This is a genomic window from Kitasatospora sp. NPDC101108, assembly GCF_055584725.1.
Genome location: NZ_JBVJLM010000002.1, coordinates 357374 through 383901 on the forward strand (window position 1 = coordinate 357374; position 26528 = coordinate 383901).

The following is a 26528-nucleotide window of genomic DNA, read 5'->3' on the forward strand; positions in this document are numbered from 1 at the left end:
ACCACCCCCCGTTTCCAGTACTTCCCGTACGCAAGACTTGATAGGAGTCGCTGAAACCATGGCGGTCTCAGTAACACTGCCCGCGCTGGGCGAGAGCGTTTCCGAGGGCACCGTCACCCGTTGGCTGAAGGCCGAGGGTGAGCGTGTCGAGGTCGACGAGCCGCTGCTCGAAGTGTCGACCGACAAGGTCGACACCGAGATTCCGGCCCCGGCTTCCGGCATCCTCTCCTCGATCAAGGTCGGCGAGGACGAGACCGTCGAGGTCGGCGCCGAGCTGGCGATCATCGACGACGGCTCGGGCGCTCCGGCCGCTGCCGCCGCCCCGGCCGCCGAGGCCGCTTCGGCCGCCGCTCCGGCTCCGGCCGCCGAGGCCCCGGCTGCTCCGGCTGCCGCCCCGGCCGCCCCGGCTGCCGCTCCGGCCGCTCCGGCCGGCGACGCCACCCCGGTGCTGCTGCCCGCCCTGGGCGAGTCGGTCACCGAGGGCACCGTCACCCGCTGGCTGAAGGCCGAGGGTGAGACGGTCGAGGTCGACGAGCCGCTGCTGGAGGTCTCGACCGACAAGGTCGACACCGAGATCCCGTCGCCGGTCGCCGGTGTCGTCGTCAAGATCCTGGTCGGCGAGGACGAGACCGCCGAGGTCGGCGCCCAGCTCGCGCTGATCGGTGCCCCGGGTGCCGCCGCTGCCGCTCCGGCCCCGGCTGCCGCTCCGGCCCCGGCCGCTGCCCCGGCTCCCGCTGCCGCTCCGGCTCCGGCCGCCCCGGCTCCGGCCCCGGTTGCCGCCCCCGCCCCGGTTGCCGCTGCTCCGGCTCCGGCCGCTGCCCCGGCCGCCCCGGCTCCGGCCCCGGTCGCCGCTCCGGCCCCGGTCGCCGCTCCGGCTCCGGCCGCCCCGGCCGCCCCGGCTGCCCCGGTGGCCGACAACGGTGACGCCTACGTCACCCCGCTGGTGCGCAAGCTCGCCGCCGAGCACGGTGTCGAGCTGTCCTCCGTCGCCGGCACCGGCGTCGGCGGCCGCATCCGCAAGCAGGACGTCATCGCCGCCGCGGAGGCCGCCAAGGCCGCTCCGGCCCCGGCCGCCGCTGCCGCCCCGGCCGCCGCGCCGAAGGCCGCCGCCGCGCCGTCCGCCCTGCGCGGCCAGACGGTCAAGATGACCCGCATGCGCAAGGTCATCGGCGACAACATGATGAAGGCCCTGCACGAGCAGGCGCAGCTGACCAGCGTGGTCGAGGTGGACGTCACCAAGATCATGTCGCTGCGCGCCAAGGCCAAGGACGGCTTCCTCGCCCGCGAGGGCGTCAAGCTCTCCCCGATGCCGTTCTTCGTCAAGGCCGCCGCCCAGGCGCTGAAGGTCCACGCGGTCGTCAACGCGCGGATCAACGAGGCCGAGGGCACCATCACCTACTTCGACTCGGAGAACATCGGCATCGCCGTGGACTCCGAGAAGGGTCTGATGACCCCGGTCATCAAGGGTGCGGGCGACCTCAACATCGCCGGCATCTCGAAGAAGACCGCCGAGCTGGCCGCCAAGGTCCGCGACAGCAAGATCACCCCGGACGAGCTGTCCGGCGCCACCTTCACCATCAGCAACACCGGCTCGCGCGGTGCGCTGTTCGACACCGTGATCGTGCCGCCGAACCAGGCCGCCATCCTGGGCATCGGCGCGACCGTCAAGCGCCCGGTGGTCATCGAGGCCGACGGCGGCACCGCCATCGGCATCCGTGACATGACCTACCTGTCGCTCTCCTACGACCACCGCCTGGTGGACGGCGCCGACGCCGCCCGCTACCTGGTCGCGGTCAAGGAGATCCTGGAGGCCGGCGAGTTCGAGGTCGAGCTCGGCCTGTAAGGCGTTCCAGCCCCCCGGGAGCCCCGCGTCGTCCCCGGACGGCGCGGGGCTCCCGCCGTTCCGGGTGCGCTTTCCGCCGGGTCATGGCATGCGTGGAGGCGGCGGAACAGGGATGCTGGAGCGGTGATGGACGAGACCGACTTCTGGCAGATCATCGACGACACCTGGGAGGCCGCCGCAGGCGATCCCGACGAACAGGCCGAGCGGCTGGTGGAGCGCCTCGTGCAGCTGACACCGGACGACGTGATCGACTTCGCCCGGCTGTTCGAGGCCCGGTTCCAACGCGCCCACCGCTACGACCTGTGGGGCGCGGCCCACCTGCTGCTGGACGGCGCCTCCGAGGAGACCTTCGACTACTTCCGCTGCTGGCTGATCGGCCAGGGCCGGGAGGTCTTCGAGGGTGGGCTGGCCGAACCTGACGACCTGGCGGACCTGCTGCCGGAGTTCGACGAGGAGGAGGACGGCGAGGCCGAGGACCTCGGCTACGCCGCCGACGAGGCGTACGAGCAGCTGACCGGCCTGCCGCTGCCGGACGTCGGCGGCCGGGAGGCGGGACAGCCGTCCGGGACCCCGCTGGACTTCGAGGACCCGGAGGTCATGGCGAAACGCTTCCCCAAGCTCTGGGATCGCTACGGGGACCAGTAGGAGCGGCTCAGGTGCTGCTGCCGGAGGAGCTGTCCTGCTTGATGCCCTTGAGGATCTGGTCCAGCACCGAGGCGTCCGGCGCGGCCGGGTCGTCGTCCACGCCGCCCTCGAAGACCACGTAGCCGCCGCCCTTGGCCGGGACGGCGGCCAGCAGCACGTAGCCCTGGGTGCCGTCCGAGGTGCGGACGTGCCAGCGGGTGGCGTAGCCGAGCACGCCGGCGACAGTGACGTAGCCGGAGCCGGAGTCGGTGTGGGAGGAGATCCCGCTGAAGATCGTCCCGGCGTAGGCCGGGATCGCGGCGTCGGCGGCGCCCTTCGGGGTGTCGCCCTGGGCCGTGTCCTTCTCGATCGAGAACTGGCCGCGGATGCAGGAGTTGCCGTCGGCGCAGGTGTAGCGGCCGCTGCCGAGGTAGACCGTGGAGTGCGCGGAGTTGGCCGCCGCGTCCCAGCCGTCGAACACCGGGACGGTGATCGCGTGCTGCGGGTCCGGCACGGTGCTCTTGAGGGACGGCACCGGCTTGGGGGTCGGGGCGGACCGGGTCGGGGTGGGGCTCGGCGAGGGGCTGTCGCTGTGGGTGACGGTGACCGTGGGGTTCGGGGTGGGGTCCGCCTTCGGGTCCCCGCCGTTGCTGAGCACCAGCCCGGCGATGATGCCGCCCACCACCAGCACGGCGACGGCGACGCCGGCGATCACGCCGGTCCGGTTGCGCCCCGGGCCGGCCGGCGGCGGGTAGCCGTAGCCGGCGCCCGGGTAGGCCTCCTGGCCGGGGTAGGCCCCCTGGCCGGGGTACGGTGACTGGCCCGGGGCTGCCTGGCCGGGGTAGCCGTAGCCGGGCCCCTGGGCCGCGTCCTGCACCGGGTAGCCGTAGCTTCCGGGGGCGGGTGAGCCGCTCTGCCCCGGGTAGCCGTAGCCCGGCTGCTGCTGGTGCTGCGGGGTGGGGGGCTGCCAGGTCTGGGTCGGCGCGTCGGCGACCTGTCCGGCGCCGCCCTGGAGCGGCCGGACCTCGCTGGTCCAGGCGCTGCCGTCCCACCAGCGCTCGTGCCCGGGCGCGCCGTCCGCACCGGGGACCGGGTACCACCCGGGAGGCGTCGAGTTGCTCACGGGCGTACGGTACCCGGCGGCGTGCCGCTCCAGACAGGGCGGGTACGTCACGACTCTGCAGCACCTGTCCTGATGGAGCGTCAGGTCGTTCGGGGCGGCCGGGGAGCGGATTCGGGCCGGGTGCGGGAGGGGTCAGGCGATGAGCCGGCGGGCCATCCAGACGTCGTCCACGTAGCGGCCGTCGATCAGGAACTCCTCGGCCAGCGAGCCCTCGACCACGAAGCCGCAGCTCTCGTACAGCCGGCGGGCCGGGGTGTTCCAGCCGAGCACCCGGAGGGTCAGTTTGCGGGCGCCGTCGGCCCGGGCCGCCGCGCAGGCGGCCTCGACCAGCCGTCGGCCGATGCCCCGGCCGCGCACCGTGTGGTCGACGGCCAGGCCCTGGATCTGCCGGACGTGCCGGTTGGCGGCCAGCGGGGTCGCGGGGACCTGTCGGACGTAGCCGACGATCCGGCCGTCCAGGACGGCGAGCAGGTACTGGTCGGGGGTGTGCCGCTCGTCGAAGACGCCCTCCTCGGCGGACGGCTCCGGGGAGACGTCGGACAGGGTGGACCAGGCGGCGCGGTTGAGCTCGGCGAGTCCGCGCTCGTCCTCGGGCCGGGCCGGGCGGATGGTCAGATCGTCGTCGCGGGTCATGCCGCGTGATGCTAATAGGGCGCGTGCGAAAGGTGACAGCTGATAAGAACTGCGAGGATGAGCCCATGCGCATCGCTGTCACAGGCTCCACGGGATTGATCGGTTCGGCGCTCGTCCGCTCCCTGCTGGCGGACGGCCACGAGGTGGTCCGGCTGGTCCGGCACCGCTCCAGGACGGGCCCGCAGCCCGACGGCAGCACCGCGATCGGCTGGAACCCGCTGCTCGGCGAGGTCGACCGAGAGGGGCTCGCCGGGGTCGAGGCGGTGGCGCACCTGGCCGGGGCCGGGGTCGGCGACCGGCGCTGGTCGGACTCCTACAAGCGGGAGATCCGGGAGAGCCGGGTCTACGGCACCGAGACCCTGGCGGTGGCGCTGGCGGCGCTCAAGGAGCCGCCGCGGGTGCTGGTCAGCGCCTCCGCGGTCGGCTGGTACGGGCAGACCGGCGATCGGGTGGTCGACGAGGACTCCCCCGCCGGGGACGACTTCCTGGCCGAGGTCTGCCTGGAGTGGGAGGCGGCCGCGCGGCCGGCCGAACGGGCCGGGATCCGGGTCGTCCACCCGCGCACCGGGATGGTGCTCTCCGCCAAGGGCGGGGCGGGCGGCCGGCTGTTCCCGCTGTTCAAGCTGGGCCTGGGCGGCCGGCTCGGCAGCGGCCGGCAGTACTGGAGCTACATCTCACTGGCCGACGAGGTCGCCGCACTGCGGTTCCTGATCGACCGGGAGGACCTCTCCGGCGCCTTTAACCTCACCGCGCCCGAGCCGGCCACCAACGCGGAGCTGACCGCGGCGATCGGCCGGGCGCTGGGGCGGCCGACGCCGTTCCCGGTGCCGGAGGCCGTGCTCAAGCTGGTGCTCGGGGAGCTGGCGGTCGAGGTGGTGGGCAGCCACCGGGTGGTGCCGCGGCGGCTGTTGGACGCGGGCTTCCGCTTCGCCCACCCGGACCTGGACTCGGCGGTGCGAGCGGCGCTGTGACGGGCCCGTGCGCTGTGCCGGGCGCGGCGGGGGCCTCGCGCGCCGTGGCGGGCTCGTCCGCCACGGCGGTGACGCGTCGTCCTGCGTAGTCCCGCTACGGCGTTCGCCCTGGCCAGGGGCATATGCCGGGCGGGGTCGGAGGGGTCTCCGAAGGGGCTCCGGGAGGGGGCGCACGGGAGCACACAACGGGCGCGTCGCACGCCCCCGGTGACCGTGCGCGCCCGCCTGCCGGGCAACTCGGCCAGTACGGCGCACTGTCCGTGACCGCGCCCCCACCCGGTGCCGCACAACCCCTTCCAACCCCCGCATCGGGCTCATCGCACTTGTCTGACGCTCACACTGACTGGGCATCACCTTCCTCGGACCGTGTCCCGGCACCCCGCTGCCTGCGTCGGCCGGAGCCCCGGGACCAGGGAGGGAGCACGCCAGTGCCCACGTACGACTTCACCCGCCGCGCCCGCCGACCGTCCGACCCGGACGTCGTCGTGGTCGGCGCCGGACTCGCGGGCCTGGCCGCCGCCCGCGCACTCACCGGCCACGGACTCACCGTTCAGGTCCTGGAGACCACCGACCGGATCGGCGGCCGAATGGCCACCCGCTCAGTGGACGGCTTCCGCCTCGACGACGGCAGCCACCTGCTGAACACCGCCTTCCCGGAGCTGCGCCGGGCCCTCGACCTCGACCGCCTGGATCTGCGCCCGCTCGCGCCCGGCGTACTCGTGCACAGCGCCGGCCGCCGCTACCGCGCCGGGGACCCGCAGCTCACCGCCGCCCGGCAGGCCGCGCTCCGGGCCCCGCTCGGCAGCCCGCTGGACAAGGCGCGCCTCGGCAATTGGCTCGGCCGGATCGCCACCGCCCCGGCCGGCCGGCTGAAGGCCCGCCCCGAGACCACCGCCGCCCGCGCGCTGACCGGCCACGGGCTCGCCCCGCGCAGCATCGACGGCTTCCTGCGGCCGCTGCTCAGTGCCCTGCTCGGCGATCCGGCCCTCGGCACCAGCAGCCGGATCGCCGACCTGGTGCTGCGCTCGTACGCGCGCGGCCGGCTCTGTCTGCCCGCCGACGGGATCGCGGCCGTGCCGGCCCAGCTGGCCGCCGCGCTGCCCGCCGGCACCGTACGGACCGGGGTGCAGGTCACCTCGATCGGCGCCGACGGCGTGGAGACCCTCACCCACGGTCGGATCGGCGCCCAGGCCGTGGTGGTCGCCACCGACGCCCGCTCCGCCGCCGAACTGCTGCCCGGGCTGCGGCTGCCGGACTTCCACCCCGTCACCACCTTCTTCCACGCCGCCGACCGGGCCCCGCTGAACGAGGCCGTGCTGCTGCTCGATGCCGACCGGCCGAACGGGCACCCGTCGCTGGTCTCGCACTCGCTGGTGCTCAGCGAGCTGCACCCGTCCTACGCCCCGGCCGGGCAGGCGCTGATCGCCACCACCGTGCTCGGTCGTCGCTCCTTCGACGCGGGCGGCCCGGCCGGGCTGGAACCGGCCGTCCGGGCCCGGCTCGCGGAGCTGTACGGCACCTCGACGGCGGACTGGCAGTTCCTCAACGTGCGGCACGTCCCGGACGCGCTGCCCGCGATGCCGCCGCCGCACAACCTCCGCCGCCCGGTGCGGCTGCTGGCCGGGCTGTACGTCGCCGGGGACCACCGGGACACCAGCACCGTGCAGGGTGCGCTGGTCTCCGGACGGCGGGCGGCGCAGGCGGTGCTGGGCGACCTGGGGCTGCCGGCCGGTTCGCGGGAGGCGGAGGCGGCGGCCTGAGCGCCGTGTTCGTCGAGCGGTTCTCCGGGCAGTGCTCCGCGCGCCCGGTGCGGGCACGCGCGCGGTCTGCCGGGGTGACGGACCGACGGACCCCGGGGCTCCGGGCCGGGAGCCGGTGGGCTCCCGGCCCGGTCGTCCTCCGGGTCGTCCGGACGGGGTGCGCGGTTCAGATCACCCCCGCCTGGCGGGCCGTCTCCTCGAAGGCCCGGGCCACCTGGCTGCCCCGGTACGGGGTGAGGCGGCGGTGGAAGTCCCGGACGTACTCCAGCGAGCGGGCCGAGCGCATCTCCCCCGCCGCCCGCAGCGCGTCGGTGGCCATGGTGCAGGCCTCGTCGAGGTCCCCCATGCCGAGCCGGGCGGTGGCCAGCACCAGCCGGCAGAAGATCCGGCTGCGCGCGTAGGCGGGCGAGCGCAGCCGCAGCGACTTCTCGGCGTGCTGCGCGGAGGTGCGCCACTGCTGGAGGTCGCGGTAGCAGTGGGCGAACTCGTCGGAGAGCTGGGCCTCGTCGAAGTACCGCGCCCAGGAGGGCAGTTCGTCACCGGTGCGGGAGGCCGCCAGCGAGCGCTCGGCCCGTACCAGCGCCGTGGTGCAGGAGCGGACGTCGCCCAGCAGGCCGTGCCCGCGCGCCTCGGCGGCGTGCATCAGCGACTGGACCACCGGCGGGACGGCGGTGCCGACGCCCTGCTGGGCGACCCGGGCGAGCTGGACGGCCTCCCGCCCGTGGCCCAGGTGGACGGCCTGCTGGCTCATCGTCACCAGGACGTAGCCGCCGAGCGCGCGGTCCCCGGCGGCCTGGGAGAGCCGCAGCGCCTGGACGAAGTAGCGCTGGGCGAGGCCGTGCGCGGCGATGTCGAAGGACGTCCAGCCGGCCAGCCTGGTCAGGTCGGCGACGGCGCCGAACAGGGCCCGGCCGATCTGCTCGCCGTAGCGGCCGCGCAGCATCGGCTCGGCCTCGCTCTCCAGGTAGCGGACCAGCGCCTGACGGGCGTGGCCGCCGCCGTAGGCGTGGTCGAGCGCGCGGAAGAGGTCGCCGACGGCGCGGATGGCGGCGATGTCGCCGCGGCCGACCCGCAGGGCGGGGCGGGCCTCGCGGGTCGGGTCGGTGTACGGCGGTTCGACGGCGGTGGGCGGGCGGCGGCTCTGGGTGGGCACCCGGCCGATGGTGGCGGCGGTGCCGGTGGTTCCGGCGGTGCTGCGGGCGCCGGGGGTGCCCGGGGCTCCGGGGGCGCCGACGGGCTGGGGGCGCGCCGGGCTCAGGGCGGGCCCGCCCGGGGCGGTGGGCGCCGGTGCGCCGGGGGCGGCGCCGGGCGGACCGGCGTCCGGGCGGGCCAGGGTGGAGCCGTCCCGGGCGACCCGCTCGTCGGTGCGGCCGATCAGCCAGTCCCGGCTGGGGACGACCAGGCCGGCCGGGGTGAAGGCGATCCGGCGCAGCTCGGACTGCGGGCCGTTGTCCTTGCGCCACATGCTCGCCACGATGTCCACCGCCTCCTGCGGGGTCTCGGCGAACTCCAGGCCCGCGTAGACCGGGGCGCAGGCGTCCAGGCCGAGGTCCTGGGCGGTGAGGCGGCGGCCGAGGCGGCGGGTGAAGACCTCGGCGATCAGCGCCGGGGTGGCGCCGCGGGGCTGCTGTCCGCGCAGCCAGCGGGTGACCGAGGTCTTGTCGTAGCGCAGGTCGAGGCCGTGTTCCAGGCCGAGCTGGTCGACCCGGCGGGCCAGCCCGGCGTGCGAGAAGCCGGCCTCCTCGATCAGGGCGGCGAGCTGGCCGTTCTGCGGCGACGGGCCGGAGTGGCCGGTGTGGCTGCCGTGGCCGCTGGTGGTCGCGGGGGCGGCGGTGGCTTCGTGCCGTGCGGGTGTGGCCTGCGCGGGCAGCCGCAGCTCGTCGGCGGTCGGGGCGTCGGCGGTCAGCGTGTCAGCGGTCAGCGTGTCGCCGGTCAGCGTGTCGGCGGTCAGGGCGTCGGGGGCGTCCGGAAGGCCCCGGCCGACCTGGCCTCGGCGCTGGCCGAGCGGGTCGAGCGGTCCGTACGCCGGGCTGTCGGTTGCAGGCCGTTGGGGCATGTCAGTCAACACCTCTCGGACGTCGCACCGGGCTCCACCAGCACTTCGGCTCGCCCGGGGCGGCGCCCCCTGTCGGGAATCGGCGTGAATGTAGCGAGCATTCGGGCGCTATGGGTGGATCTGACCGAGCAATCCTCCGAACGGGTGAAGCAACCGCGCCCATTGTGGGGAAGCGAGGTCAGGATGGGTTTGGCCTTCCGGGGTCGAACCGTCGATCGACACTCGTAGTGGTTGACGCCATGGTCAGCGGTCCTGCTGTGTCGGTCCGCCACATGGGAGTCGCGCCGCCGGATTCCTACCGTTCTCGGCCATGGACACCTCTACCGCCCGCCCGCTCGACGGCCGCACGGCCCTGGTCACCGGGGCCGCCTCGGGGATCGGCCGGGCCTGCGCCGAAGCCTTCGCCGGGGCAGGCGCCCGGGTCTACGTCGTCGACCTCGCGGCCGGCCCGGCCCGGGAGCTCGCGGACCGGATCGGCGGGCACGCGATCGTCGCGGACCTCGCCGATCCCGGGGCCGTGGACGCCCTGCCGGCCGACGCCGACATCGTGGTCAACAACGCCGGCCTCCAACACGTGGCGCCCGTCCACGAGTTCCCCGTCGACCGCTTCACCCTCATCCAACGCGTCATGGTCGAGGCACCGTTCCGCATCCTGCGCCGCACGCTCCCGCACATGTACGAGCGGGAGTGGGGCCGGATCGTCAACGTCTCCTCCGTCCACGGCCTGCGCGCCAGCGCCTTCAAGTCCGCGTACGTCACCGCCAAGCACGCCCTGGAGGGCCTCAGCAAGACCGTCGCGCTGGAGGGCGCCCCCTACGGCGTCACCAGCAACTGCCTCAACCCCGGGTACGTCCGGACCCCCTTGGTGGAGAAGCAGATCGCCGCCCAGGCCCTGGCCCACGGCATCCCCGAGGACGAGGTCGTCGAACGGGTCATGCTCGACCGCACCGCGGTCAAGCGCCTCATCGAACCGGACGAGGTCGCCCAACTCGCCCTCTGGCTCTGCACCCCGCCCGCCGCGTACATCACCGGCGCCAGCCTCCCCATCGACGGCGGCTGGACGGCGCACTGACACGGGACGCGCCCACCCGGGACGCGCCGACACGGGGGCGCACCGGGACCGCGGACGAGACCGCGCCCGACACCGGCGCCCCTGGACGAAAGAACCGGCGGTGATCCCCGCGGACGCCTCGTCCGCGGGGATCACCGCCGGTGCACCGCCTGTCGCGGTCGATCAGTGGCCCTACGGCCGCCGAGTCCCCGGAGTCACTGGTACCGGGCCGCCTCCGGCCGCACGACCAGGCGGACCCGGGTGAGGACGTCAGGGGGCAGTTGCCCGTTGAGCTCACGGCCGTACCGGGCGGCCAGGCGCCGGAAGAACTCGCCCTCGGTGTCCGGCACGATCCGGTGCACCCGGCCCCGGACCTCCAGGTAGCGGTACGGCTGCTCCGGGTCGTTGACCGACACGGAGACCCGGTCGTCCCGCCGGACGTTGGCGTACTTGACCCGGGTGGTGGACGTGCTGAACGACAACTCGCCGTCCTCCCACAGGAACCACATCGGGTTGACCTGCGGGGCGCCGTCCGCCCGGAGGGTGCCCAGATGGCAGAAGAGCGGCCGGGTCAGCAGGTCCTCGTGGCCGGCCGGCACCACCTGGCGGGCCATCAGGCGCCACTGCCGGCGAGGGCGGGTACGGCGTCCAGGTCGTCCGCCGAACGCAGGGCCGCCGTCCGCAGCCAGGGATGGGCCCGCTCGGCCAGCTTCGTCAACGGCCCCGCGGGCGCCAGCTCGACGTGCAGCGTCCGCGCCGAGGAGTGCCGGGCGGCGGACTCCGCGCACAGGTCCCACCGGACGGCCGAGGTGAGCTGCGCGACCAGCCGCTGCCGGAGGTCGTCCGGTCCGCCGACGAGGGCGCCGTCACCGTTGCCCAGCATCGCGGAGTCCGGCGCCCGCCACGGCGCCCGGGCCACGGCGCGGGCGAAGGGCTCCAGGGCCGGAGCCATCGCCTCGGTGTGGAAGGCCCCGGCCACTTCCAGCCGGACCACCCGCACGCCGGCCGGCGGGTTCGCGCCGAAGGCCTCGACCGCGGCCGAGGGACCGGCCGCCACGAACTGGTGGCTGCCGTTCCAGTTGGCCACGGACAGTCCCCCGGCCCGGATCGCGTCGACGATCGCCTCGTCCGCCGCGCCGTCCCGCTTGGACGGCATGCACGCCGCCATGCCGGTCGGGGCCGTCGCGCACGCCGCCGACATGGCCTTCCCGCGTTCCCGGGCGAGGGCGACCGCCGCCTCCGGGGACAGGTAGCCCGCACCCGCGGCCGCGGCCAGCTCGCCGACGGAGTGCCCGGCGTACAGCACCCGGTCGGGGTCCACGGCCAGCCGGGCCCGCAGCCGCTCCAGCGACAGCAGCGCCGTCGCCGTGATCAGCGGCTGCGCAACGGCGGTGTCGGCCATCGCGGCGGCGTCACGGCCGGCCTCCAGCAGGTCGAGCCCGGCGGCCTCGGACCACTCGGCGAGCAGCTCCCGGGCGTGCGGTGCCGACGCCAGCCAGGAGTCGAGCATCCCCGGTCGGTGCGCCCCCTGACCCGGCACGGTGATCACGTGGTCGTACATGGTGCCTCACTTTCGTCGGACGGCAGGTCGGTCGGCGCTGCTCGCCGTGGCGAGGGAGTCCGGGGGCCGGCTCAGGGTGATCGCGCGCTCCACGGTGAGCACGGGCTGTCCGTCACCGGTGCGGGAGACCCCGGAGAACACCGCGGTGTCCTCGTGCGCGTCGAGCAGTCGCACCGAGTGCACGAGCAGCTCGCCCGCCCGGACCGATCCCTCGAAGCGCAGGTTGCGGGCCGACCCGAACACCAGCAGCCGGTCGCGCGAACCCTCCTCGGCGTCGAGCACGGCCAGCAGCCCGCACGCCTGGAGGAAGGACTCCAGCACCAGGGTCGACGGGAGCCGGGCCGGCCGGGCCGATCCGGCGTGACCGCCGAGCTCGTGCTGGGACACGGCCTTGACGGCGGTCAGCTCGCCCGGCGCGTGGGCGAGGATCCGGTCGACGTGGAGCGCCGGGTGGCCGTACGGCAGCAGGTCGGCCGGGTCCGGGTACTCGGTCATGACGCGCACCTCCAGGTCGCGGCGATCCGGGCGCACCGCCGGCCGTCGACGGTGCAGGTCGTCGTGGTCGACAGCAGCGGGCGCTCTCCGGTGACGCTCGTGTCGAACAGCACCTCCTCCCCCGCCAGGACCGGCAGGCTGAACCGGGCCGACTCGACGGAGACCAGTTCGATCCCCCCGGGCGCGCCGTCCAGGTGGAGTTCGAGCATCTGCTGCACGCCCTCGATCAGGAACACCCCGGGGTAGACCGTCAGCGACGGGAAGTGCCCGGCCAGGTAGGGGTCGTCGGCCCGTACCCGCTTGCGCCCGAGGAACCCGCCCTCCCGCGCCTCGACCGCGTCCACCGCGGACAGCGGCAACTGCCGGGCGGCGATCACGGCTTGCCGGGCGGCGGTCACCGCTTGCCGTCCTGGCGGCGGAGCAGCACCAGCACGGCCACCACCGACAGCGCGGCCAGAACCACCGAGATCCACATCACCTGGTGGAACGCCGAGGCGTGCGCCGAGGCGAGGGTGGAGACCTGGTCCGGGTGCTGCGCGAAGAGCTGCTTGACGTCGCCCGCGGCCAACTCGTCCGCCGCCTTGGCGGCGTTCAGGTCCGCGGGCAGCGAGGCGTCCGCGAGCCGGGTGTTGACGAAGGAGGCGACCAGGGCGACGACGACCACGGAGGCGAGGGACTCCGCGGCCAGCCTGATGGTGTTGAACATCCCCGCCGCCATGCCCGCCGAGGTGTTCGGCACCGAGCCGACCGCCGCACCGTCCATGACGCCGTTGAGCACACCGACACCCGCGCCGGTGACGGCCAGCGGGACCGCCAGCGCCCACAGCGCGCTGTCGCCCTCGACGAAGGTCAGCCCGAACGCGCCGAGGCCGATCAGGGCGAGGCCGCCGACCAGGATCAGCCGCAGCGGCACGCCCGCGGCGCTCAGCCGGCCGGACACCATCGGCACCAGGAAGATGGGCACGGTCAGCAGCAGGATCCGCAGGCCGGCCGCCCCGTTGCCCAGTCCGCCCACGCTGAACAGGAAGGCGGGGAGCAGCAGGAGCAGGCCGATGAAGCCGAAGGCGAACTCGATGTTGACCAGGTTGACGGTGAGGAACTGGCGGTCGGCGAAGAGGCCCAGTTCGAACATCGGGTTGCTCGTGCGCCGCTCGTGGAGGACGAACAGGACGAAGGTCAGCGCCGCGCCCGCGAACAGGGCGATGGTGCGGGCGTCCGCCCACCCCGACTGCGGGCCCTCGATCGTGCCGATCGTGAGCAGCAGCAGCGCGGCGGTGAACAGGCCCGCCCCGAGGAAGTCGAAGCGGTTGCCGCCCTTGCTGCGGGACTCGGTCAGCACCAGCGAACCGAGCAGTCCCGCCGCCACGATCACCGCGTGGAACCCGAACACCGCCCGCCAGTTCAGGAGTTGGGCGATGAAGCCGCTGATGGTCGGCCCCAGCGCGAGCCCGGCGCCGATCACCACGCCGACCAGCCCGAAGGCCTTGGCCCGGGCCGGGCCGTCGAACGAGTTGGCCACGATGGCGGTCATCGACGTCACGATGGCGCCGGCCCCGATCCCGGCGGCGGCCCTGGCCACGTCGATCACCAGGGTGCTCTGGGCCAGGACGGTGACCAGCAGGGAGACCAGGTACATCCCGGCGCCGAGGCGGAAGACCCGGCGCCTGCCGTACCGGTCGGCGAGCACGCCGGTGGCGAGCATGGTGCTCGCCGCGGCCACGTTGTAGGCGTTGACCACCCATTGGAGCGGGGCCAGGCCACCGCCCAGGTCGGTGCCGATCCCCGGTAGCAGGAGCGGCGTGCCGCTGACTCCGAGGGGCACGATCACGACGGCCACCGCGGCCACCGCGAGCACCGACCACGACGGTGTGCGGTGTTCGCGGGTGTCGGCGGTGCCCGTGTGGATGACGGACTCCGTGCTGGTCACTGTTGGACTTCCTGTCTGTGAGGTGGTGGCCTACGCGGCGAGCGAGCCCGCGAACGAGGTGATGGCACGCACGAGGGAGTTGGCGGGCAGGTCGGCGAACAGGACGTCGTGGTGGCTCAGGGCCTTGTCCTCGACGAGGTCGAGACGGCTGATGGCCGACAGCTGGGCGAGTTCCTTCGCGGCCTCCAGCGAGGAGCCGTTGGTGAACGCGGAGGCGTAGGCCAGCACCGGGACGTCGATCTCCTTGACGTGCAGGCCGCGCAGGCCGAGCAGCTCGGTGATCTCGCTCGGCCGCAGCGGGTCCGCGGCGATCAGGTCGAGCAGGGTGCGGTTCAGCGTGTGCCACTGGAACCCGCCCGCGCCGAGCGCGTGGGCGTGGGCGACGACACCGAGCCGGGTCGGGCCGTCCTGCACCCAGGTGCCGCCGTCGAAGTGTCCGGCCGTCACGCCGTAGCCCGGCTTGGCGTTGCCCAGGTTGACCAGGGCGGCGAAGACCTCGTGGTTGGTGGCCGAGGCCGGCACGGGGTACCGCTCCGGCAGGCGGGCGGCCAGCGGCGAGACGGCGGTGGGCTGCTCCAGCACCGCGCGGGCCGCCAGCTTGTAGAACAGCGCGGCGGTCTCCGGCGGGCCGTCGAAGCCGAGGGTGGCCGACGTCGAGGTGTCGGTCTCGAACACGCCGCCCGCGCGGATGCCGGCCAGCCAGCCCTGCGCGGTGGCGAGGTCGATGCCGAACTCCATGCCGGCGCCGCGGAAGGCGTTGAGCGCACCGCCGTCGACCAGGATCAGGCCGTCGATGCTCCGGTGGCCGCCGACGCCGTCGAAGTCCCAGCTCGCGTAGTGCACGGCTTCGGCGGAGCCCACGGAGTGCCCCGCGAGCAGCACCTTGCGCCCGCCCTCGGCGGCCGCGGCGACCGCGACCCGGATGTCGTCGACCAGGACCTGCAGGCCCCACTCGGCGTACTCGGCGAACCGGGCCTCGTCGGGGCGCCGGTAGCCGCCGTCGAGGTAGTAGGCCACGGCCTGGTCCAGGGGCGCCTCGGCGCGGGAGGTGTCGGCGAGGAACGCCTCGCGCCGGTCCATGGCCCAGAACTGAAGGTCGGGCGCGACCGCGGCGACGCTGCGGCCCAGGGCGGTGAAGCCGGCGGCCGTGCCCTCCTTGCCGCCGAGGAACAGCACGACCGTGGAGGCGTGCGGGTTGCCGATCTTCAGCAGGCCGATCGAGGCGTCCGTGCCGGTCCCGGTCGACACCGGGAGGGTCACGTACTCCTCGCGCCAGGGGCGGAAAGAGGTGGTCAGGGCTGCGTCCATGTCTGGGTGTTCCTTTCGGTGGTTCGGATCGGTTGCCGCGGGCGGGGCGGGCGGGGTGGACGGGCGGGTCACACGCCCATCCCGATGCCGCCCCCGATGGGTATCGAGGCCCCGGTGATGAATCCGGCCTCGTCGGAGACCAGGAAGCCGACCAGAGCGGCCACTTCCTCGGGTGTTCCGGTGCGGCGCAGCGGGGTCTGGGAGACCACCTGGTCGCGCCTGCGGTCCGTCAGGCCGGCGATCATCTCGGTCTCGATGAGGCCGGGCAGGACGGCGTTGGCCGTGATGCGCGCCCGGCCCAGTTCCCAGGCGAGGGAGCGGGTCAGACCGATCAGCCCGCTCTTGGAGGCGGAGTAGCTGGTCTGCCCCGGCGAGCCCCACAGGCCCATGACCGAGGAGACGAACACGATCCGGCCCCACTTGTTCGACATCATGTCGGACACGGCCTCGCGGACGACGTTGAAGGCGCCCGTCAGGTTGGTGTCCAGCACGCCGGCCACGTCGTCGGCGTTCTGGGTGACCAGCAGCCCGTCCTGGGTGATGCCCGCGCTGCTGACGACGATGTCGATCTCGCCGAGCACCTCCCGGGCCTCGCGCACCGCCGAGGCCACCGAGTCGGGGTCGCGGACGTCGCAGTGGACGAACGAGACGCCGTCCACGTCGGGGCGGGTGCTGCGGTAGGTGCCGACGACGCGGTACCCGCGCTTGGCCAGGTCCCTGGCGATGGCCTCACCGATGCCCCGGTTGGCCCCGGTGACAAATGCCGATCGCGAGCTCATCGCGACACTCCTTCACAGATCGCCGCGGAGCCGCTGATCATCGAGTCGATGAGCGCGATCGCGGATTTCGTCGAGTCCCCGCCGGAGAGCACGCCGCCCCAGCCCGCCTGTCGGGCGCCTGCGACGTTGCCCGGCAGGTCGTCGACCAGGACGTTGAACCGGGGGGCCAGGCCCGAGCGGGCCTCGGCGAGACGGAATATCCGGGTTTCGGGTTTGCGGGTGCCGACGTCGCAGGACAGCACGACGTCGTCGAAGCCGTCCGCGACGGTGGGGAAGGCGGCCAGGTGCCCCCGCCACTCGACCGGCAGGTTGGACATCAGCCCGACGAAGGCGCCGGCCGCCCGCCACTCCCGCAGGGCCGCCACCCAGTCCTCGTCGAGCCGCCGGTCGCTCCACCACCGGGTGGCGAAGTCGGACAGGTCGGCGGAGACGTCGTAGCGGCTGAGCAGTTCGCGTTCGATCTCCCCGGTCCAGCGGCGCTCGTCGAGGACGCCGGAGTCGAGCACCGCCATTCCGTCCGGGCAGCCGTGGCGCTCGGCGATCGCGCGCAGGCACTGCACGATCTGCGCGGGGGTGAAGTCCGTGCCCTCGCAGAACCGTCGCACCCCCTCGGCCAGCGGCGGGGTGAGGACGCCGCGGAAGTCGCTCCAGATCGCGATCCGGGTCATGACCGCCTCGCCATCGACGTCAGTTCGAACCACATCCCGGTGACGACGCGGTCGTCCTGCCGGCAGCTGACCTCGACCTGGTTGCCGGACCTCCGGGCGACGACGGTGGTCCGGGTGTCGAGTTCGGCGAACCCGGGGAACTCCGCGCGGCAACCGCTGATGATCCAGTCCACCGGACGGTCGGTGCACGCCAGGGCGAGCTGGCGGCCCGCCTCGATGAGCACCATCGCGGGGTAGTGGTCGTAGTCGTGGTCGAACAGACTGGTGTTGGCCAGGTCCGCGTCGAGGAGCGCGGTGGCCCCGTCGGCGGTCCGCTCCAGCCCGGCCAGCACCACGTTGGCCGTCTGGGTCCGGCCGACCCGCGCGGGCTCGGCGATGTCCCGGTGGCGCCGGAAGGTGGCCCGCATCGTCGCGGTGGTCGGTGCCGGGGAACCGTTGCGCTGGTAGGCGCGCAGGTCCGCGTACCGCCCCTTGGGCACCCCCTGGACGGCCATCCGCGAGTTCAGCACGGGCTCCTTCGAGCCGGTGACGACGGCCTCCTGCGAGTAGACGATCTGCTTCGGCGAACCGTCGGCGCGCAGCTTCATCTGCTCCATGGAGGTGGTGATCATCAGCTCCTTGGTGGAGTTCACCAGGGTGTCGACGTTGCTCAGCCGGATGTCGATGGAGTTGAAGAACGCCGCGACCCCGAGCGGAACGCCCTCGAAGCGGTGCGCCGCGCTGATCGCCGCCTGTCTGCACGCCTCGGTCATCAGCAGCAGGTCGAGCCGGTGCCGGCCGTGGTGGTCCAGGTAGTAGGAGCTGATGTCGGTGGTGACCGTCGTGGTGTGGTACCGGTGTTCGGCGCCCCAACTCGGCGCGGAGACCAGGATCTCCTGCGGGTTCGCGCGGTGCACCAGCTCCTGGGTGATGCGGTTGACGGCCGTGGTCATCGAGTGCTGTCCCCCCTGTTGCGAGCGGTCTCCGGTGCGATTTCGGCCACGATCCCGTCCGGACGCACGACGCAGGTGACGCGCCGGCTGATGCCCAGGGCGGACCGCAGGGCCGGACCGGTCAGCGACACGACGTCGAGCCCCGCCCGCTGGGCGACCGAGTGCCGCACCTTGCTGTGGCGGCCCGACGTGCCCGCGGGGTCGAACTCGATGGCGACCGGTTCGGTCAACGACAGGAAGTCGTGCAGGCGCGCCCCGCCGGCGGTGTCCGTGGGGATCGCGACGTTCGGCAGCCTGGCGTGGCTGCGGAGCACCCCGACGGCCTTCGGACGGCCCTGCCCGGGGCCCGGGCTGAACCGCTGGGCGATCTGGGTCTGGCGGGGGATCACCACGCGGTCGAGCAGCCCGGTGCGCTCGGCGCCGTACAGCACCGCGTCCCGCAGGCGGCGGCGCAGTCCGCGCACGCCCCAGAGCCGGGTCTGCAGGTCGGTGTCGCGCAGCACGTTCTCGACGACCTGGTGGCGTTCGTCCGCCCACTGGGTGAAGACCCGGCCGGACTCCGCCGCGGACCGCGGGTCGCGGCAGACCGCGCCGAGGCGCCAGGCGAGGCTGGTCGCGTCCTCCACGCCGGTGTTGATGCCCTGCCCGCCCGCCGGACTGTGCGCGTGGGCGGCGTCCCCGACCAGGAACACCCTGTCCCGCCACACGTGTTCCGCGGCCTTGCGGTGGATCCGGAACCGGCCGGCCACGTGGCCGTCGAGGAACCGGACCGGGACGGGCGACCGCTGGCCCACCACGCGCGCCACCGTGTCGACCAGCGCCTCGCCCTCCGGGATCTCGCGCGGCGCGCTGATGAAGGCGCGCCACTGTTCGTTCGGGAGCGGCACCATGACGAGCACACCGGTGTCGGTCATGAAGTAGTGCGCGGAGTCGGTGGAGAGCTTCGTGTCGCAGGGGCCGTCCGAGAGGAGGAAGGTCTGTTCGTAGGTCTGGCCCACGAACTCGACGCCGATCGCCGAGCGGACGGAGCTGTGGACCCCGTCCGCGCCGATCACCCAGTCGTAGGCCTCCTCCTGCGCCGCGCCGGTCCCCAGGTCGGTCAGCGTCGTGGTCACCGCGTCCACGTCCTGCCGCAGCGCGGTCAGTTCGGTGTGGGTGCGGATCGAGCCGCCGAGCTCGGACAGGCGGTCGCGCAGGACGCGCTCGGTGGTGTGCTGCGGGATGGCCAGCGCGTACGGGTACTTGGTGTGCCGCAGCCTGCGGAAGGTCATGCTGGCGACGCGGGTGCCGTTGGAGTGGTAGTGCTGGCCGGTGAGTCGGTGGCCCTCGGCCACCAACCGGTCGGCGACGCCCAGGCGTTCGAAGCTCTCCAGCGCGCGCGGCCAGAGCACCACGGCCTTCGGGTGGGTGTGCGGGGCGGCGGCCTTGTCGACCACGGTCACCGGCAGCCCCTGGAGGCGCAGGGAGACGGCGGCGGACAGGCCGACCGGGCCGGCGCCCACGACCAGGATCCGCGGGCTCATGTCCCGGCCCCGATCCGCAGGACGGCCGCACCGACGGCGCCGGAGATGTCGATCCCCGTGATCAGCGCCGTGTCGCCGGGCCGTCCGACCGCCAGGGCGGCCGCGACCTGGAGGGCCCCGGTGGCGCTGCCGCACTCGCCGAGCGCCTTGCGCACGTCCACCCGCCGGGCCGCGAAGCCGGCCAGTGCGGTCTGCTCGGCCGCGGCCAGCACCGTGCTCTCCGAACCGGGCAGGACGAGGTCGACGGCGGTGCCCTCCACCCCGGCCTGCCGGAGCACTCCGGTGACCACCCGGCGCAGGGCGTCGCCGTACCCGGCGGCCGAGCGGTCGGGGGCGAAGCCCACCGCGCACGCCGGTACGGTCGCCAGCGCGGGCGCCTCGCTGAGCCCCTCGGGCTCCAGCGCGAACACCGCGGCGGCCTCGCTGACCGGCACGGTCTCGTGCACGATCTTCTTCGAGCGGATGCCCCAGGCCGTGTGCGGGGACAGCTCCTCCACCCCGCCCACCAGCATCCGCTGCCCGTGGCCGCGGCTGATCAGCCGCGCCGCGTACTGCAGCGCCGAGACGGCGCTGAGGTTTCCGTTGGCCAGCGTGGAGTTGGGGCCGCTGAACCGGTGCCAGATCGCGATCTGGCTGGCGCAGCAGTTCATCGTGGTGTTGGGGAACTGGGCCGGGTTGACCAGGTCGATGCCGGCCCCCTCGATCACCCGGGAGTCCAGTTCGATGCTGCTGCGGAGGCTGCCCACCATGCTGCCCATCGCGACCCCGGTGGACAGCCAGGAGTCGTCGGTGATTCCGGCCCGCTCGGTCAGCGATCGCTTGAGCGTGGCGCTGACCGCCAGTCCGAGAGCGGTGGTGCGGTCGATGTTCTTCGTGCCCTTCTTGGGCACGTAATCGGTGATCCTGAAGGAGGGCACGGCCGAGATCCGGCCGGGAATTCCGACGTAGTCACCGGCGTCCGCCTCCGGCGGCGGGTTCTGCGGCAGACCGTCGGCCGCGTTCAGGCGTTCCCGTAACGCGTCCGTGCCGAGGCCGGCGACGGACAGGACGGAGATGTCGGTGATCCGAGGTGCACCGGTCCGGCTCATCACAGCGACTCCCCCGTCGCGGCGGCCACGGGGCGATCCGTGACGGCGCCGAATATCGTGATCGCGTTGTTCCCGCCGAACGCGAAACCGTGGTTCTGGGCGACCTTCACGTCCGCGCTCCGCGCCTTCCCGGCGACGAAGTCGATGCCGGGTCCGAGCTCGGGATCGACCTCGGTGAGGTTGATCGTCGGCGGCAGGAAGGAATCCTCGATCGCCTTGCAGCAGGCGATGGCACCGAATCCGCTCGCCGCGCCCATGGTGTGCCCCAGCATCGACTTGATGGAGCTCATCGGCGGGTGCGCGTCACCGAAGACGCTGCGCGTCGCGGTGACTTCGGTGACGTCGTTGGTCGGCGTGCCCGTGCCGTGGGCGGAGATGTAGTCGACGCTGCCCGCGTCGATCCCGGAGTGCGCGTGGGCCTTCCGGATGCAGTCCGCGATGCTGTCCGCGTCCGGGTGGACGATGTGGTGCGCGTCGCAGGAGAGCCCGTAGCCGAGGAGTTCGGCGTAGATGTGGGCGCCGCGGCTGGTGGCGTGCTCCAGTTCCTCCAGCATGAGCACCGCGCCGCCCTCGGCCGTGACGATGCCGGTCCGGTTGCGGTCGAACGGCCTTCCCACCCCGTCGGCGATGGCGCCGAGGCTGAGGAACCCCGCGTGGGTGAAGCGGTTGACGCTGTCGGCGCCGCCCGCGAACATCACGTCCGCCTCGCCCGAAGCGATCTTGTCGCCGGCGCTGCCGATGGCGTAGTTGGCCGCCGAACAGGCCGTCGGGATCGTCATCGTCTCGCCGTGGAGGCCGAGTTCGACCGAGACGGCGGCGGCGATGTTGCCGGCGGGTAACTGGCTGACCAGGCCGGCGTCCATGAGGCCGGGGCCGTGGTCCAGCCAGTGGCCGGTGAGGGTGTCGACCGTAGGGGCCTCCCCGTTGGTCGTCCCGATGATCGCCCCGGTCGCCAGCCGAAGTTCCTCGGTCAGCTCGATGCCCGAGTCCTGCGCGGCCAGCCGAGCGGCGGCGGCCGCGATCTGCGCGGTCCGGCCCCAGTCGCCCGGGTCGATCGTGCGGACGATCGATTCCGGTACGAAGTCGTGCACTTCGCCGCCGAGGTGGCTGCCGAAGTCGCTGCTGTCGAAGGAGCGGATTTCCGATATCCCGCTCCGGCCGTGCTTGATGCCTTCGGTGAAGTTCTCGACACCCGTGCCGATGCTGCTGACGCAGCCGATTCCGGTGACGACCACCCGACGGGTCCTAGCCTTCATGGCCGGCCTCCTCGGCGGCGCGCAGCTGGATGATCCGCCGGATGATCTCGTCCACGGTGCGCAGTTCCCCGACCTCTTCGCGGGGCAGGCGGATCGCCAGTTCCTTGTTCACCCTCGCGAGGACCTGGATCAGGCCGAGCGAGTCCGCCTCGTAGTCGTCGATCAGGTTCGCGGTCAGGTTCACCTCGTCGGGCTCGACATCGAGTTCGAGTTCGTCGACGACGATCTCCAGAGTGACCTGCTTGATCGTCTCGTCGCTGAGCTTGGTTTCCACTTGCGCCTCCATGACTGGATATGGGCAGCCGTCATCACCGGCGATGCCGGGAAGGGGATTGCTCTTGAACGCCGTTTTCCGGCGGAGTCCCCGTCGTGGACGGAGGACTCCCGCGCGCTCACGCGCGGTGCGGCCGATCGGGTCGGCTGTCGGGGACTTGACTCGCCCCGGTCCGGCGGCGATCGGCTCCTGCGGGCACGACTGCGCCCGCGTCATCAGCCACTGACGCCCACCTGCGGTTGCTACCCACGTCTTCGCTCACCCCCGTAGCGACGGTCAGCCCCATGTGGGGGTGACTCCCACAAGGGTTATACACCCAGAAGGGAATCGCTGCCTAGTGGGGGTCAAACCCATGCGGGTGCTGCTACCTTCCGCTTATGACGAGCAAATCCCCTCAGAAACACCAGCCGGAGTCGCTGCGCGACATCAAGAAAGCCGAGGTCAAGGAGCAGATCCTCCGCTCGGCGCGCGAGCTCGGCGCCACCTACGGCTACGACGCGACCACCGTCGCGCAGATCTGCCGGCACGCCCGCGTGGGCACCAGCACCTTCTTCCGGTACTTCCCGGAGAAGCAGGGGGTGTTCCTGGCCCCCGAAGTCGAGCTGTGGGACCGGTACCTGGAGGAACTGTCCCCGGAGGCGTCGACGATGGCGGACCTCAACGAACCGCTCGAACACGTGCTGTCGACCGCGGGCGAACAGTGGGCCGACGACTTCGCCGCCTCCCTCGACCTGGCGGCCGGGAGCATGACGCTGGCCAAGCACAGCTTCGACCACTGCGTCGAGATGGAACTCACCATCCTCGGCAGGGTCGTCGCGAACGGCGCCCAGGACAGCCTGGTGACCCACATGCGGGTCGGGGTCTTCCTGGCCTCGTGGCGCATCGCGCAGAGCCGCTGGCGCGAGGCCGGCGACCGCACCGTCAGTTCACTGGCCGCGATCAGGCGGGAGGCGTTCGACCTGGTGAAGCACCTCGGGGCCGACCCCCCGTCGGCCTGATCCCCTCCCACGGCCCGGTCCGGACCGGGCCGGGCTGACCAGTAGCCGGGGTCGTCATGGGGTGGGCGGCTACATCCACCCCATGGGCTACGTGGGTCAACCACATAGTCCCGGGGACGCGGGGTTCCTACCTTGTGGCGACGCGTCCCCGTCCGGTTCTGGGAGGAGCGGTAGCCATGGAGGGCTCTGCACGTGGTTCGGCGGTGAGCAGCTCACTCCCCCGAGTGGTGGCTGCGAGCCTGATCGGTACGACCATCGAGTGGTACGACTACTTCTTGTACGGAACGGCCGCGGCCCTCGTGTTCGGGAAGCTGTTCTTCCCCCACACCGATCCGCTGACCGGGACACTGCTGTCGTTCCTGACCTATGCGATCGGGTTCGCGGCGCGGCCGATCGGAGCCCTGGTGTTCGGGCACTTCGGTGACCGGATCGGGCGCAAGAAGCTGCTGGTGGTGAGCCTGCTGCTGATGGGCGGGTCGACCACCGCGATCGGGCTGCTGCCCACCTACGACTCGGTCGGGGTGGCCGCCCCGGTGCTGCTGACGGCCCTGCGCCTGGTGCAGGGGTTCGCGCTCGGCGGCGAGTGGGGCGGCGCGGTGCTGCTGGTGTCGGAGCACGGCGACCAGCGGCGGCGGGGGTTCTGGGCCTCCTGGCCGCAGGGCGGGGCGCCGGCCGGGAACCTGCTGGCGGCGGGCGTGCTGTCGCTGATGACGTCGGTGCAGTCCGAGAGCGCGTTCCTGGCCTGGGGGTGGCGGGTGCCGTTCCTGCTGTCGGCGGCGCTGGTCGGGATCGGCATGTGGATCCGGCTGGCGGTGGACGAATCGCCCCTGTTCCAGCGGGCGTTGGCCGCACGGCAGGGCAGGACGGAGCAGAAGCCGCCGCTGGTGGGGGTGTTGCGGCACCACTGGCGGGAGGTGCTGGTGGCCATGGGCGCGCGGATGGCGGAGAACATCTCGTACTACGTGATGACGACCTTCGTGCTGACCTACGCCGTCACCCACGCGCACTTCGACAAGCAGAGCGCGCTCAACGCCGTACTCATCGCCTCCGCGATCCAGTTCGCGCTGATCCCGCTGTTCGGGGCGCTCTCGGACCGGGTCGGGCGCAAGCCGGTGTACCTGGTCGGCGCGGCCGGGGTCGGGGTGTGGGCGTTCGTGTTCTTCGGGATGGTCGACACCGGCTCCTTCGGGACGCTGGTACTGGCGGTGACCGTCGGGCTGGTGTTCCACAGCGCGATGTACGCGCCGCAGGCGGCCTTCTTCTCCGAGCTGTTCGCGACCCGGATGCGCTACTCGGGGGCCTCGATCGGCGCCCAGTTCGCCTCGGTGGCGGCCGGCGCGCCCGCGCCGCTGATCGCGACCGCCCTGCTGAAGGACTACGGCAGCGCCACGCCGATCTCGGTGTACGTGGCCGCCGCGGCGGCGCTCACCGTGCTGGCGGTGCTGTGCGGGCGGGAGACCAGGGGACAGGACCTCGCGGAGGTCGAGGAACGGTCGGCGGAGGGCCTGCCGGCGGACGGCGGCGCGGTCGGAAAGCCTGCCGTCACCTGACGGTTGAGCCGATAGCATCGCGATTTCCCGGGAGCGACGTCTCCGACCCGAGGACGGCCTCCCGGGAGCGACTTCTCGGCACCGACGGAACCGACGCCGATTGGCGGCCCGCACCATGAACCACGCGCCATGAACCACCCCGACGAGAGCGCCGCGCCCGCACTGCGACGGCTGCTCGACCTGCTCGCCTCCGGCGCCGCCACCGAGGACTTCGCCGAGGTGCTGGCCGACGCCCGCCGCCGCGGGGCGCCGGCCGGCGTCCTCGCCGAGATCGACGACGCCACCTGGCAGGCCCTGCGGGTGCACCGCACCCTGCGTCAACACCGGCGCCGTGAGGCAGAGTTGACGGCGCTGTTCGACACCGCCGGGGACCTCGCCGCCTCCCGGGACCTGGACACCGTGCTGCAGGCGATCGTCCGCCGGGCCCGGATGCTGCTCGGCACCGACACCGCGTACCTGACCCTGCCGGACGAGGCCGCCGGCGACACCTACATGCGGGTCACCGACGGCTCGGTCTCCGTCCTGTTCCAGACCCTGCGGCTCAGCCTCGGCGACGGCCTGGGCGGGCTGGTCGCCCAGACCGCCCGGCCCTACGCGACCCCCGACTACCGCACCGACGAGCGCTTCCACCACACCGGCACGATCGACGCCGGCGTGCTGGACGAGGGCCTGGTGGCGATCATCGGGGTGCCGCTGCTGCTCGGCGGGCAGGTCATCGGCGTCCTGTTCGCCGCCGACCGCTCCCCGCGCGCCTTCTCCCCCGACGAGGTCGCGCTGCTCTGCACCCTGGCCGCGCACGCCGCGATCGCCCTGGACACCGCCAAGTCGCTGGCCGACACCCGGGCCGCGCTCGCCGAGCTGAACACCGCCAACGAGCTGGTCCGGGCCCACTCCGCCGCCGTCCAGCGCGCCGAGCAGGCGCACGACCGGCTCACCGACCTGGTGCTGCGCGGCGCCGAGGTCCCGGACGTGGCCGCCGCCGTCGCCCACCTGCTGGACGGGGAGATAGCCGTCCTGGACGCCGAGGGCGAACCGCTGGCCGGGCGCCCCGCCCCCGCCGCCGAACTGGCCGCGGCGGTGGCCGCCTCCCGGGCCGAGGGCCGCTCCGTACGGCACGGCGAGCTGTGGGTGTGCGCGGTGCTGGCCGGGCACGACACCCTCGGCACCCTGGTGCTGCGCGGCCGGCCCGGTCTCGACGACGCCGACCGGCGGCTGTTCGAGCGGGCCGGCGTGGTGACCGCCCTGCTCCTGCTGCTGCGCCGCTCGGTCGCGGAGACCGAGAACCGGGTCCGCGGCGAGCTGCTCACCGACCTGCTCACCGCCCCCGAACGCGACCCGGCCGGGCTCACCGCGCGCGGCCGCCGGCTCGGCGTCGACCTCGCCCGGCCGCACCTGGTGCTGGTCGCGGAACCCGCCGACCGCGACGGCGACGACCGGGGACGGCTGGCGGGCGCGGCCCGGCGGTACCTGTTCGGATCCCGCGGCGTCAGCGCCGAGCACGGCGCGGCGGTGGTGCTGCTGGTGCCCGTCGGACCGGGCGACACCGGCGACGCCGAGAAGACCGCCGACTCGACCGCCCGGCGCGCCGCCGAACGGCTGGCCCGGCTGGCGGGCTTCCCGGTCACGGTCGGCGCCGGCCGCCCCGCCGCCGGTCCGGCCGCGCTGGCCGCCTCGTACGGCGAGGGCCTGCGCTGCGTGCGTGCCCTGCGGGTGCTCGGCCGCGCCGGTGAGGGGGCCTCCGCCCGCGCGCTCGGCTTCCTCGGGGTGCTGCTCGGCGACGGCCACGACGTGGACGGCTTCGTCGGCTCCGCGCTCGGCCCACTGCTCGCCTACGACGCCCGGCGCGGCACCGAGCTGGTGCGCACCCTGCGCGCCTACTTCGACTGCGGCGGCAGCCTCACCCGGGCCAAGGACGAGCTGCACGTCCACGTGAACACCGTGGTGCAGCGGCTGGACCGGGTGGAGGCACTGCTCGGGCCGGACTGGAACCAGCCGGAGCGGTCGCTGGAACTGCAGCTGGCGCTGCGCCTGCAGCTGCTCGCCGGGGGCGGGAACGGGCACGGGGACGGCTGAACGGGTGACACGGCCGTGGGCGTACAGTGGCGAGG

General features: G+C 73.5%; 24 protein-coding genes. 8 read left to right on the top strand and 16 right to left on the bottom strand.

Annotated features, from left to right (window positions below; translation table 11 throughout):
- Positions 1 to 58: 58 nt before the first annotated feature.
- Both sucB and ACZ6Z8_RS06405 read left to right on the top strand, forming a co-directional pair.
- Entirely contained in the window at positions 59 to 1843 is a 1785-nt protein-coding gene (sucB, locus tag ACZ6Z8_RS06400) for a 2-oxoglutarate dehydrogenase, E2 component, dihydrolipoamide succinyltransferase (protein ID WP_465606874.1), read from the top strand.
- A gap of 126 nt (positions 1844 to 1969) precedes the next feature.
- Entirely contained in the window at positions 1970 to 2488 is a 519-nt protein-coding gene (locus ACZ6Z8_RS06405) for a DUF4240 domain-containing protein (RefSeq protein WP_465606876.1), read from the top strand.
- A 7-nt stretch (positions 2489 to 2495) separates the two neighbouring features.
- Here ACZ6Z8_RS06405 and ACZ6Z8_RS06410 read toward each other — a convergent pair whose 3' ends face one another.
- Complete coding sequence (locus ACZ6Z8_RS06410) at positions 2496 to 3590, bottom strand: DUF2510 domain-containing protein (RefSeq protein WP_465606878.1); 1095 nt, start codon at positions 3588 to 3590, stop codon at positions 2496 to 2498.
- 132 nt (positions 3591 to 3722) lie between these two features.
- Positions 3723 to 4223: a GNAT family N-acetyltransferase gene (locus ACZ6Z8_RS06415; RefSeq protein ID WP_465606879.1), complete on the bottom strand. Its 501-nt coding sequence runs from the start codon at positions 4221 to 4223 to the stop codon at positions 3723 to 3725.
- 65 nt (positions 4224 to 4288) lie between these two features.
- Between ACZ6Z8_RS06415 and ACZ6Z8_RS06420 the strand changes: the two genes are divergently transcribed.
- Together ACZ6Z8_RS06420 and ACZ6Z8_RS06425 are read left to right on the top strand one after the other, a co-directional pair.
- Positions 4289 to 5194 (top strand): TIGR01777 family oxidoreductase, encoded by a 906-nt coding sequence (locus tag ACZ6Z8_RS06420; RefSeq protein ID WP_465606881.1) that lies wholly within the window; start codon positions 4289 to 4291, stop codon positions 5192 to 5194.
- 428 nt (positions 5195 to 5622) lie between these two features.
- Positions 5623 to 6954: an NAD(P)/FAD-dependent oxidoreductase gene (locus tag ACZ6Z8_RS06425; protein WP_465606882.1), complete on the top strand. Its 1332-nt coding sequence runs from the start codon at positions 5623 to 5625 to the stop codon at positions 6952 to 6954.
- 166 nt (positions 6955 to 7120) lie between these two features.
- Here the strand turns inward: ACZ6Z8_RS06425 and ACZ6Z8_RS06430 are convergent, their stop codons facing one another.
- Entirely contained in the window at positions 7121 to 9010 is a 1890-nt protein-coding gene (locus tag ACZ6Z8_RS06430; protein WP_465606884.1) for a regulator, read from the bottom strand.
- Positions 9011 to 9320: 310 nt separating this feature from the next.
- Here ACZ6Z8_RS06430 and ACZ6Z8_RS06435 point away from each other — a divergent pair, with 310 nt between their 5' ends.
- Positions 9321 to 10082 carry a 3-hydroxybutyrate dehydrogenase gene (locus ACZ6Z8_RS06435; protein ID WP_465606886.1) on the top strand — a complete coding sequence of 254 codons (762 nt, stop codon included), beginning with the start codon at positions 9321 to 9323 and terminating at the stop codon, positions 10080 to 10082.
- A gap of 194 nt (positions 10083 to 10276) precedes the next feature.
- Here the strand turns inward: ACZ6Z8_RS06435 and ACZ6Z8_RS06440 are convergent, their stop codons facing one another.
- From ACZ6Z8_RS06440 to ACZ6Z8_RS06500, 13 genes are all read right to left on the bottom strand, one after another.
- Positions 10277 to 10675, bottom strand: a complete 399-nt coding sequence (locus ACZ6Z8_RS06440; RefSeq protein WP_465606887.1) for a PPOX class F420-dependent oxidoreductase — start codon at positions 10673 to 10675, stop codon at positions 10277 to 10279.
- Positions 10675 to 11622, bottom strand: a complete 948-nt coding sequence (locus tag ACZ6Z8_RS06445) for an ACP S-malonyltransferase (protein ID WP_465606889.1) — start codon at positions 11620 to 11622, stop codon at positions 10675 to 10677. The genes ACZ6Z8_RS06440 and ACZ6Z8_RS06445 overlap by 1 nt, the downstream gene beginning before the upstream one ends.
- Positions 11623 to 11628: 6 nt before the next feature.
- A complete protein-coding gene (locus ACZ6Z8_RS06450) occupies positions 11629 to 12117 on the bottom strand; it encodes a 3-hydroxyacyl-ACP dehydratase FabZ family protein (RefSeq protein WP_465606890.1) in 489 nt (162 codons plus the stop codon).
- A complete protein-coding gene (locus ACZ6Z8_RS06455) occupies positions 12114 to 12515 on the bottom strand; it encodes a 3-hydroxyacyl-ACP dehydratase FabZ family protein (protein ID WP_465606892.1) in 402 nt (133 codons plus the stop codon). Before ACZ6Z8_RS06455 ends, ACZ6Z8_RS06450 begins: the two co-directional genes overlap by 4 nt.
- Complete coding sequence (locus tag ACZ6Z8_RS06460; RefSeq protein WP_465606894.1) at positions 12512 to 14044, bottom strand: MFS transporter; 1533 nt, start codon at positions 14042 to 14044, stop codon at positions 12512 to 12514. Before ACZ6Z8_RS06460 ends, ACZ6Z8_RS06455 begins: the two co-directional genes overlap by 4 nt.
- A 30-nt stretch (positions 14045 to 14074) precedes the next feature.
- On the bottom strand, positions 14075 to 15352 hold the full coding sequence (locus ACZ6Z8_RS06465; RefSeq protein ID WP_465606895.1) for a hypothetical protein: 1278 nt from the start codon (positions 15350 to 15352) through the stop codon (positions 14075 to 14077).
- 68 nt (positions 15353 to 15420) lie between these two features.
- Positions 15421 to 16131 (bottom strand): 3-oxoacyl-ACP reductase FabG, encoded by a 711-nt coding sequence (gene fabG, locus ACZ6Z8_RS06470; protein ID WP_465606897.1) that lies wholly within the window; start codon positions 16129 to 16131, stop codon positions 15421 to 15423.
- On the bottom strand, positions 16128 to 16799 hold the full coding sequence (locus ACZ6Z8_RS06475; protein ID WP_465606898.1) for an HAD-IA family hydrolase: 672 nt from the start codon (positions 16797 to 16799) through the stop codon (positions 16128 to 16130). Before ACZ6Z8_RS06475 ends, fabG begins: the two co-directional genes overlap by 4 nt.
- On the bottom strand, positions 16796 to 17731 hold the full coding sequence (locus ACZ6Z8_RS06480; protein WP_465606900.1) for an AfsA-related hotdog domain-containing protein: 936 nt from the start codon (positions 17729 to 17731) through the stop codon (positions 16796 to 16798). The genes ACZ6Z8_RS06475 and ACZ6Z8_RS06480 overlap by 4 nt, the downstream gene beginning before the upstream one ends.
- Positions 17728 to 19254: an FAD-dependent oxidoreductase gene (locus ACZ6Z8_RS06485; protein WP_465606902.1), complete on the bottom strand. Its 1527-nt coding sequence runs from the start codon at positions 19252 to 19254 to the stop codon at positions 17728 to 17730. The genes ACZ6Z8_RS06480 and ACZ6Z8_RS06485 overlap by 4 nt, the downstream gene beginning before the upstream one ends.
- Positions 19251 to 20342, bottom strand: coding sequence for a beta-ketoacyl synthase N-terminal-like domain-containing protein (locus ACZ6Z8_RS06490; protein ID WP_465606904.1), 1092 nt, complete (start codon positions 20340 to 20342; stop codon positions 19251 to 19253). Before ACZ6Z8_RS06490 ends, ACZ6Z8_RS06485 begins: the two co-directional genes overlap by 4 nt.
- On the bottom strand, positions 20342 to 21598 hold the full coding sequence (locus ACZ6Z8_RS06495) for a beta-ketoacyl-[acyl-carrier-protein] synthase family protein (RefSeq protein WP_465606906.1): 1257 nt from the start codon (positions 21596 to 21598) through the stop codon (positions 20342 to 20344). Before ACZ6Z8_RS06495 ends, ACZ6Z8_RS06490 begins: the two co-directional genes overlap by 1 nt.
- The gene (locus ACZ6Z8_RS06500; protein WP_465606908.1) at positions 21588 to 21872 is read right to left on the bottom strand and encodes an acyl carrier protein; all 285 of its coding nucleotides are present in this window, start codon (positions 21870 to 21872) and stop codon (positions 21588 to 21590) included. Before ACZ6Z8_RS06500 ends, ACZ6Z8_RS06495 begins: the two co-directional genes overlap by 11 nt.
- Before the next feature lie 377 nt (positions 21873 to 22249).
- Here ACZ6Z8_RS06500 and ACZ6Z8_RS06505 point away from each other — a divergent pair, with 377 nt between their 5' ends.
- The 3 genes from ACZ6Z8_RS06505 to ACZ6Z8_RS06515 all read left to right on the top strand — a co-directional run bounded on the left by ACZ6Z8_RS06505 (position 22250) and on the right by ACZ6Z8_RS06515 (position 26493).
- Entirely contained in the window at positions 22250 to 22870 is a 621-nt protein-coding gene (locus tag ACZ6Z8_RS06505; RefSeq protein ID WP_465606909.1) for a TetR/AcrR family transcriptional regulator, read from the top strand.
- Between the two features lie 176 nt (positions 22871 to 23046).
- Positions 23047 to 24420 carry an MFS transporter gene (locus ACZ6Z8_RS06510; RefSeq protein ID WP_465606911.1) on the top strand — a complete coding sequence of 458 codons (1374 nt, stop codon included), beginning with the start codon at positions 23047 to 23049 and terminating at the stop codon, positions 24418 to 24420.
- A gap of 129 nt (positions 24421 to 24549) precedes the next feature.
- On the top strand, positions 24550 to 26493 hold the full coding sequence (locus ACZ6Z8_RS06515) for a helix-turn-helix domain-containing protein (protein WP_465606912.1): 1944 nt from the start codon (positions 24550 to 24552) through the stop codon (positions 26491 to 26493).
- Positions 26494 to 26528: the final 35 nt, after the last annotated feature.

What these genes read in the sequence shown, in the direction of transcription:
- ACZ6Z8_RS06450 (WP_465606890.1), bottom strand. Translation starts at nt 12,117, where the DNA reads ATGACCGAGTACCCGGACCCGGCCGACCTGCTGCCGTACGGCCACCCG.
- ACZ6Z8_RS06420 (WP_465606881.1), top strand. Translation starts at nt 4,289, where the DNA reads ATGCGCATCGCTGTCACAGGCTCCACGGGATTGATCGGTTCGGCGCTC.
- ACZ6Z8_RS06495 (WP_465606906.1), bottom strand. Translation starts at nt 21,598, where the DNA reads ATGAAGGCTAGGACCCGTCGGGTGGTCGTCACCGGAATCGGCTGCGTC.
- ACZ6Z8_RS06505 (WP_465606909.1), top strand. Translation starts at nt 22,250, where the DNA reads ATGACGAGCAAATCCCCTCAGAAACACCAGCCGGAGTCGCTGCGCGAC.
- ACZ6Z8_RS06510 (WP_465606911.1), top strand. Translation starts at nt 23,047, where the DNA reads ATGGAGGGCTCTGCACGTGGTTCGGCGGTGAGCAGCTCACTCCCCCGA.
- fabG (WP_465606897.1), bottom strand. Translation starts at nt 16,131, where the DNA reads ATGAGCTCGCGATCGGCATTTGTCACCGGGGCCAACCGGGGCATCGGT.
- ACZ6Z8_RS06405 (WP_465606876.1), top strand. Translation starts at nt 1,970, where the DNA reads ATGGACGAGACCGACTTCTGGCAGATCATCGACGACACCTGGGAGGCC.
- ACZ6Z8_RS06415 (WP_465606879.1), bottom strand. Translation starts at nt 4,223, where the DNA reads ATGACCCGCGACGACGATCTGACCATCCGCCCGGCCCGGCCCGAGGAC.
- ACZ6Z8_RS06485 (WP_465606902.1), bottom strand. Translation starts at nt 19,254, where the DNA reads ATGAGCCCGCGGATCCTGGTCGTGGGCGCCGGCCCGGTCGGCCTGTCC.
- ACZ6Z8_RS06445 (WP_465606889.1), bottom strand. Translation starts at nt 11,622, where the DNA reads ATGTACGACCACGTGATCACCGTGCCGGGTCAGGGGGCGCACCGACCG.
- ACZ6Z8_RS06490 (WP_465606904.1), bottom strand. Translation starts at nt 20,342, where the DNA reads ATGAGCCGGACCGGTGCACCTCGGATCACCGACATCTCCGTCCTGTCC.
- ACZ6Z8_RS06440 (WP_465606887.1), bottom strand. Translation starts at nt 10,675, where the DNA reads ATGGCCCGCCAGGTGGTGCCGGCCGGCCACGAGGACCTGCTGACCCGG.
- ACZ6Z8_RS06475 (WP_465606898.1), bottom strand. Translation starts at nt 16,799, where the DNA reads ATGACCCGGATCGCGATCTGGAGCGACTTCCGCGGCGTCCTCACCCCG.
- ACZ6Z8_RS06480 (WP_465606900.1), bottom strand. Translation starts at nt 17,731, where the DNA reads ATGACCACGGCCGTCAACCGCATCACCCAGGAGCTGGTGCACCGCGCG.
- ACZ6Z8_RS06430 (WP_465606884.1), bottom strand. Translation starts at nt 9,010, where the DNA reads ATGCCCCAACGGCCTGCAACCGACAGCCCGGCGTACGGACCGCTCGAC.
- ACZ6Z8_RS06435 (WP_465606886.1), top strand. Translation starts at nt 9,321, where the DNA reads ATGGACACCTCTACCGCCCGCCCGCTCGACGGCCGCACGGCCCTGGTC.
- sucB (WP_465606874.1), top strand. Translation starts at nt 59, where the DNA reads ATGGCGGTCTCAGTAACACTGCCCGCGCTGGGCGAGAGCGTTTCCGAG.
- ACZ6Z8_RS06515 (WP_465606912.1), top strand. Translation starts at nt 24,550, where the DNA reads ATGAACCACCCCGACGAGAGCGCCGCGCCCGCACTGCGACGGCTGCTC.
- ACZ6Z8_RS06465 (WP_465606895.1), bottom strand. Translation starts at nt 15,352, where the DNA reads ATGGACGCAGCCCTGACCACCTCTTTCCGCCCCTGGCGCGAGGAGTAC.